Origin of the sequence: Vicingus serpentipes (assembly GCF_007993035.1) — a bacterium.
In the GTDB taxonomy this organism is placed as follows: Bacteria; Bacteroidota; Bacteroidia; order Flavobacteriales_E; family Vicingaceae; genus Vicingus; species Vicingus serpentipes.
In genome coordinates this window covers 1-6,663 of sequence record NZ_VOOS01000008.1, presented here as the reverse complement: position 1 = coordinate 6,663, position 6,663 = coordinate 1, and the positions used below count along the sequence as shown (strand labels likewise).

Sequence of the window (6,663 nt, the reverse complement as noted above, 5' to 3'; positions counted from 1 at the left end):
GTGTGGTATGCAGATAATGTGACAACAACTCCATTATTAGGAACAGACTTGTTAGTAGATGGCGAAGATTATTATGCAACACAAGAGAATGCAGAGGGATGTGAGAGTAGCATCAGGTTACAAGTAAATGTAAGCATATCAGATACAGCTGCACCAACAACAAGTGAAGTTGTTCAGTCTTTTTGTGCATCTGATAATCCTACAATTTCAGACTTATCATCTACCGGAAATAATGTAGTATGGTATGCAGATAACGTGACAACAACACCATTATTAGGAACAGATTTGTTAGTAGATGGCGAAGATTATTATGCAACACAAGAGAATGCAGAAGGATGTGAAAGCAGTATTAGATTGCAAGTAGATGTAACAATTACTCCTATTGTTGTCGCTGATGCCGGAAGTTTAAGTTTTACAATTTGTAATGGAGATAGCGTTCAGTTAGGAGCAGCAGCTGTTGCTGGAGTTAGTTACTCTTGGACACCTAGTACAGGCTTAACTAATCCATCTATTAGTAACCCTTTTGCATTTCCAAATGATACAACTACTTATTACTTAACAGCAACTCAAAATGGTTGTTCTGCTATAGATAGTGTTATTGTAAATAGTAATGAATTACCTCAATTAGATATTTCAAATATTTTAACTCAAAATTCTAATTGTGGAAATAATACTGGTTCTATTACTGGTTTATTAGCAAGTGGAGAGCCAGTTCTAACTTATCAGTGGTTTAATGGTTCTTCTGTTGTTTCTACAGATATAGATTTATTAAATCAAACATCTGGAGCATATACTCTAACAGTTACAGATGGTAATTTATGTAATAATACTTTTGGTCCATTTAACATTAGTGATATTGGAGCACCTACATTAGATATTACTAGTGTAGTTATTGTTCCTGATACATGTTCTAAATCTGTTGGTTCTATCTCAGGAGTTAATGTTACAGGTGGAGTAGGAACATTGGTTTATGTTTGGACAAACGGTACTGATACTTTAGGTTCAACAGTTGATTTATCTAATGTCTCATCAGGATCTTATGTATTATATGTTTCTGATTCTGCAGGTTGTAGTTCAGTTACAGGTCCATTTATAATTAATGAGATAGTAGGACCTTCTATAGATGAAATATCTGTAATTACAAATGATGATCATTGTGGACAATCTATTGGATCTATAGTAGGAATAACTTCAAACGGAGGAACAGGTACCATAATATATTCATGGAATGATGGTTCAACTGAAGTTGGTAGTTCGATTGATTTATTAAATATTCCATCAGGAGATTATACTTTAACAGTTACTGATCAATCCGGTTGTCAAGCTATTGGTTCTACCTATACTATTAATGATATTGCAGGACCAACACTTAATATTTCAACTGCTATGGTTAGTGATGCAGCTTGTGGAGGTTCGAATGGAATGATTACTGGAGTTACAGCTTCAGGTGGAACATTACCATATTCTTGGTCTTGGTATGATGGATCAACAATTGTTGGATCGTCACAAGATTTATCTGGAGTTCCGGCTGGTGATTATAGTGTTGTTGTTACAGATACTACCGGATGTATAGATTCTATAGGAGTTATTACAATATCAAATGCATTAGCAGCAACTATAAATGTTTCATCAATAGTTATTTCGGATGCAAGTTGTGGAGCAAGCAATGGATCGATTACAGGAATTACAGTTGCAGGCGGGACATTGCCTTATTCTTATTCTTGGTCAGATGGAACAGTAGAAGTTTCAAATTCATTAGATTTAAATGGGTTAACATTAGGAACATATACGTTAACAGTCACAGATAGTAATGGATGTCAATCAGTTGCTGGACCATTTAATGTTGGAGTAGGAAATGCAGCGACTATTGATGTTTCGTCAATAGTTACTTCAGATGCAAGCTGTGGAGCAAGCAATGGTTCGATTACAGGAATTATAGTTTCAGGCGGGACATTGCCTTATACTTTTTCATGGTCAGACGGAACATCAGAAGTTTCAACTTCATTAGATTTAACAGGAGTTGCTTTAGGAACTTACACATTAACTGTAACAGACAGTAATGGCTGTCAATCAACAACATCTCCGATTCAAATAAATGGAGGTAATCCTCCAGTAATTGACTTTACAAGTTCATTAATATCAAATGCGAATTGTAATTTGCAAAATGGATCAATTGCTAATGTTGTTATTACAGGGGGGACTCAACCATACACTTATTCTTGGTCGAATAATGGAGTTGTAATTAGTAATTCACAATCTTTATCTTCTTTATCTGAAGGTTCATATGTACTTACTATTACAGATAGTTTAGGTTGTGGTGATTTGGATAGTGTTTATGTTGGTTCGGATGCAGTAAATACTATTTATGCAGAGAATGATTATGTTACAACTGAACAAAATGTAGGTGTTCAAATAAATCCATTAACTAATGATCTAGGAGCTTCTAATTTTAATATAATTTCTAATCCAATTAATGGAACAGCTAGTGGGTCAGTATTCTATACTCCTAATCAAAATTATGTTGGTTTAGATAGTATGACTTATGAAATTTGTGATTTAACTTGTATTGAAATTTGTGATACAGCTACCATTTATATTGAGATTGAAAAAGAGAGAAAGATTCGAATTTATGATGGTTTTTCTCCAAATGGAGATGGAAGTAATGAAACTTTTTATATAGAAAATATAGAATTTTACCCTGAAAATGAATTGTTAATTTACAGTCGTTGGGGAGATTTAGTTTATTCTGCTCAACCTTATAATAATGAATGGGATGGAACTTCTAAAACAAATGGAGTTAAATTAATGGGGAATAAGGTGGTTGACGGAACTTATTACTTTATTTTAAAATTAACTCCAGACGAAGAAGCTATTAATGGATTTATTGACTTAAGAAGATAGAAATTATGAGAAAGAATATATTAGTTTTATCAATAGTTTTGTTTGCATTGCTTTTTAAAGTAGATGCACAAAGTCAGTTTCATAAAGGTATGTATATGATGCATCAACCTTTTATGAATCCAGCTACAATAGGTAGCTATGAAAGGTTTACTGCAGCAATGTTATATAAAACACAATGGGTTGGATATGATGGTGCACCTAAAGTAGGAGCATTAAATTTAATTAAACCTTTTGGTAGTTCTGTAGTTGGTTTATCAGTAATAAATGATCAAGTAGGTATTGATAATAATACTGAAATCAGTGGTTCGTATGCTTATCGCTTTAAATTAAGCGGTTACAGTAGGTTATCTTTAGGTATGAGTGCTTCGGTTAATTTATTACAAAGTAATTTAGATAAAGTGGATATATTCGATGTTAATGATCCAACTTATGATGGTGGAAATACAAGTGTTCATACAGAACCTAATTTTAAGTTTGGTGCTTATTATTTTAATAAAAATTTTTACGTGGGGATAGCTATACCTAATATTTTAGAAAATAAAATATCTTTTGAAAACGGAAAAGGGGGTCAAACAAATTTTGATTACAAAACAATGCATTATTACTTAAATTCTGGATATCGATTTATACTCAATGAAAAAATTAATTTAAATGTATCTACTTTGATAAAACATGTCAGTGGTTCAAGTTTACAATACGATTTAAATGCCCAATTAGAGTTTAACAGAAAATTTGGTATTGGTGTTTCATATCGTTCAAGTAAAGAATTGTTAGGAATTTTAAGCTATCAATTAACACCTGATTTAAAAATGGCCTACGCTTATGAATTTAACTTTGATAAAATTGGAAATTATTCTTCTGGTAGTCATGAGATAATGTTAATTTATCAATTTAATCCTCCTAAAGAATCAATTATTTCAGTACCAAGATTTTAAACATGAAAAAACTTAAATATATAGTCCCGTTTATTCTACTATTTGCATTTTCATTTACTGTTTATGCACAGAAAGGTAATCTCGAAAAAGGAGATTATTACTTTAATAAGCGAATGTACAAAGAAGCAATAGAAAGCTATAAATTAGCACTAGAAGAGAAGCTTGTTTTTGATAAGTATAAAATGACTAAAAGGGTAGCCCAAACTTACAAGATGCTTTTTGACTATGAAAATGCTACTATATGGTACGAGAAATTAGCTCAGTTTACAGATAAAAATGAGCCTCAGTATGTTTTCGATTATGCTCAATTACTATGTAATGTTGAGAAATATAGCGAAGCAAAAAAATACTTTAAACAATATTTTGATTCTTTAAATCAACCCGCAAAATTTACTCAATACGAACAAGCATGTGATTGGGCAATTGCAAATCAATCAAAATCAAAAGAAATTAAGGTATATAAAACTAACATTGAAACTGGAAGTAGAAGTTTTGGAATTGCTTATTTTAAGGATGGGTTAGTATACTCAAAGCCACAAGCTGATGAATTTAACATAAAAACTGTGTTTTATGATTTAGCATACTCAGCACGAAAAGATACTGCTGTGTTTGATTCTTCATCTGTTTTAAAAGGCAATCTTCATTATTCTTTTTATGAAGGAACCCCTAGTTTTTCTAATGATTATAAAAAAATATATTATTCTGGTAATTCATCAGAAGTTGTAAAGTATAGAGATAAAAAAATTAAAAGAAAAAAAATTCCACTTAGTAGTGAAGGGGTTAATATTTTACATATTTATGAAGCTAATTATTCTAATGGCGAATGGATTAAGAAAGGTGCACTTTCTATAAATAACAAAGAATATGATTGTGTTTTTCCATATATAAGTAAAGATGGAAGTCAATTATACTTTGCGTCTAATATGCCAGGTGGCTTAGGTGGCTATGATTTATATGTTGCAAATAAAGTGTCGGATACAACTTGGAGTGAACCTAAAAACTTAGGTGCAACTATTAATTCGGAGTTAGATGAAATGTATCCTTATGTTGATAATGATACTCTTTATTTTAGTTCTAAAGGTAAAAAAGGATTTGGTGGTGCAGATATTTATAAGTCTTACTTAGTAAATGGAGAGTATGTTGAAGCTGAAAATTTAGGTAAACCATATAATTCTTCTAAAGATGACTTTTCTTTTATCATTAAAAATGAAGAACGTTCTGGATATTTTTCATCAAACAGAGAAGGTTTAACAGGCTATGATTATATCTATGAATTTTATATTCCAGAAGCACCTGACACTATTAATGGAATTGCTCTTAATAAAATTACCTCTAAGCCAATTAAGGACATTGAAGTTAAGTTACATAAAGTTGATTCAAATGGCGTGCCTCAGTTAATAGAAGAATATTTAACTGACCAAACAGGTAAAGTTCAACTGATTTTAGAAAAGCATGTTGAGTTTTTAGTTACATTCTATCATCCAGGATTTGATGCTCAAACCTTTGAAATACCTGCTGAAAATAGGGGGGATGTTATTGCTAAATTTGGTCAATTATTGTTTTTACCTATTCCTAAAAAAGATGACATAATCAAAATTGACAACATTTATTTTGATTACAATAAATCAACAATTAAAGAAGAATCTTACCCTGTTCTTGATGCTATTGTTGAATATTTAAATGTTAAATCTTCAATTAGTGTTGAACTTAGTGCACATACAGATAGTAGGGGATCAGATAGTTATAATATGAACTTATCTAAGAAAAGAGCGAAGTCTGTAGTTGATCATTTAGTAGGTAAAGGTATAGCTAAAGCTCGTTTAACCCCAAAAGGATATGGAGAAACCAAACTTGTTAACAAGTGTGGTAATAAAGTAAAATGTACTGAAGAAGAGCATCAACAAAATAGACGAGTTGAATTGAAAGTTTTGTAATCTGACGTTTTAAAAAGACATTATTTATTGGTCTATTTAACTAGTTGATTCGTCTAATTTTGATAAGTTAATCAAATTTAGTGGCTTAACTTTAAAAATTCACGATTAAACTTTTCAATGAAAAAATTAATTATATCAGTAATTTTTTTACTAATCAATTATTATTCTTTTGCATGTGATTCTGGTAGTTTTACAATTGTTTCTCAAACTACAAATCCTGATGGAACTATTACCTATGTTTTAAATATTCAGATTGAATTAGGTAGTGGAGATGGATTTTATGAAGGGTTTCAATTAACCTTTAACTCACCTTCAACAAGTCCTACAGTAACAATATTTGATAATGCTTTAACGGCAGCAGATTTAACTTCAGGGAATATTACAGAAACTTTAGATGGAAGTGCATCAGGAAATGTTTTAGATTACATTAATAATACACCTTACAGCGCAGCTTCAAATGATTTTGGTTTACTTTTAAGTGTTACTGTTGATGGTTGTGCAGAGAGTATTGATTTATTAGCTCACTATACATTTCCAGGGTCATGTACTTATAATGCTGTAACAGGGCAAAATTGTGCAACATGTTCAATAACAGCATTAGCTGCAGGAACACAAACGGCGTGTAATCCGGCAACTAATACTTATACTCAACAAGTTGTAGTAACTTATTCTAATGAGCCAGGAGCTGGAACATTAGATGTAAATGGACAAAGTTTTGCAATAACAGGAAGTCCACAAACAGTAACATTAACTAATTTGCCAGCAGATGGGAATAATGTAAATGTAACAGCTGTTTTTTCAGCAGATGCAACATGTTTGTTTAGTACCAATTCATTATTCACTGCACCAGCGCCATGTCCACCAGCCTGCACAATAAGTGTAGCAGCTGGAAA

Annotated in this window: 4 protein-coding genes; all 4 read left to right on the top strand. The window is 31.6% G+C overall.

Annotated features, from left to right (window positions below; genetic code table 11):
- Positions 1-2,901 (top strand): T9SS type B sorting domain-containing protein (locus FRY74_RS12695; RefSeq protein WP_147102207.1); only part of this gene is annotated, 2,901 nt, incomplete at its 5' end.
- Between the two features lie 5 nt (positions 2,902-2,906).
- Positions 2,907-3,836, top strand: coding sequence for a PorP/SprF family type IX secretion system membrane protein (locus FRY74_RS12690; protein WP_147102205.1), 930 nt, complete (start codon positions 2,907-2,909; stop codon positions 3,834-3,836).
- Between the two features lie 2 nt (positions 3,837-3,838).
- Positions 3,839-5,770 (top strand): OmpA family protein, encoded by a 1,932-nt coding sequence (locus FRY74_RS12685; RefSeq protein WP_147102203.1) that lies wholly within the window; start codon positions 3,839-3,841, stop codon positions 5,768-5,770.
- A 117-nt stretch (positions 5,771-5,887) separates the two neighbouring features.
- Positions 5,888-6,663: hypothetical protein (locus FRY74_RS12680; RefSeq protein WP_147102201.1), on the top strand; the 776-nt coding region annotated here is incomplete at its 3' end.

Coding starts and splice junctions, on each gene's coding strand:
- FRY74_RS12685 (WP_147102203.1), top strand. CDS start 3,839: ATGAAAAAACTTAAATATATAGTCCCGTTTATTCTACTATTTGCATTT.
- FRY74_RS12690 (WP_147102205.1), top strand. CDS start 2,907: ATGAGAAAGAATATATTAGTTTTATCAATAGTTTTGTTTGCATTGCTT.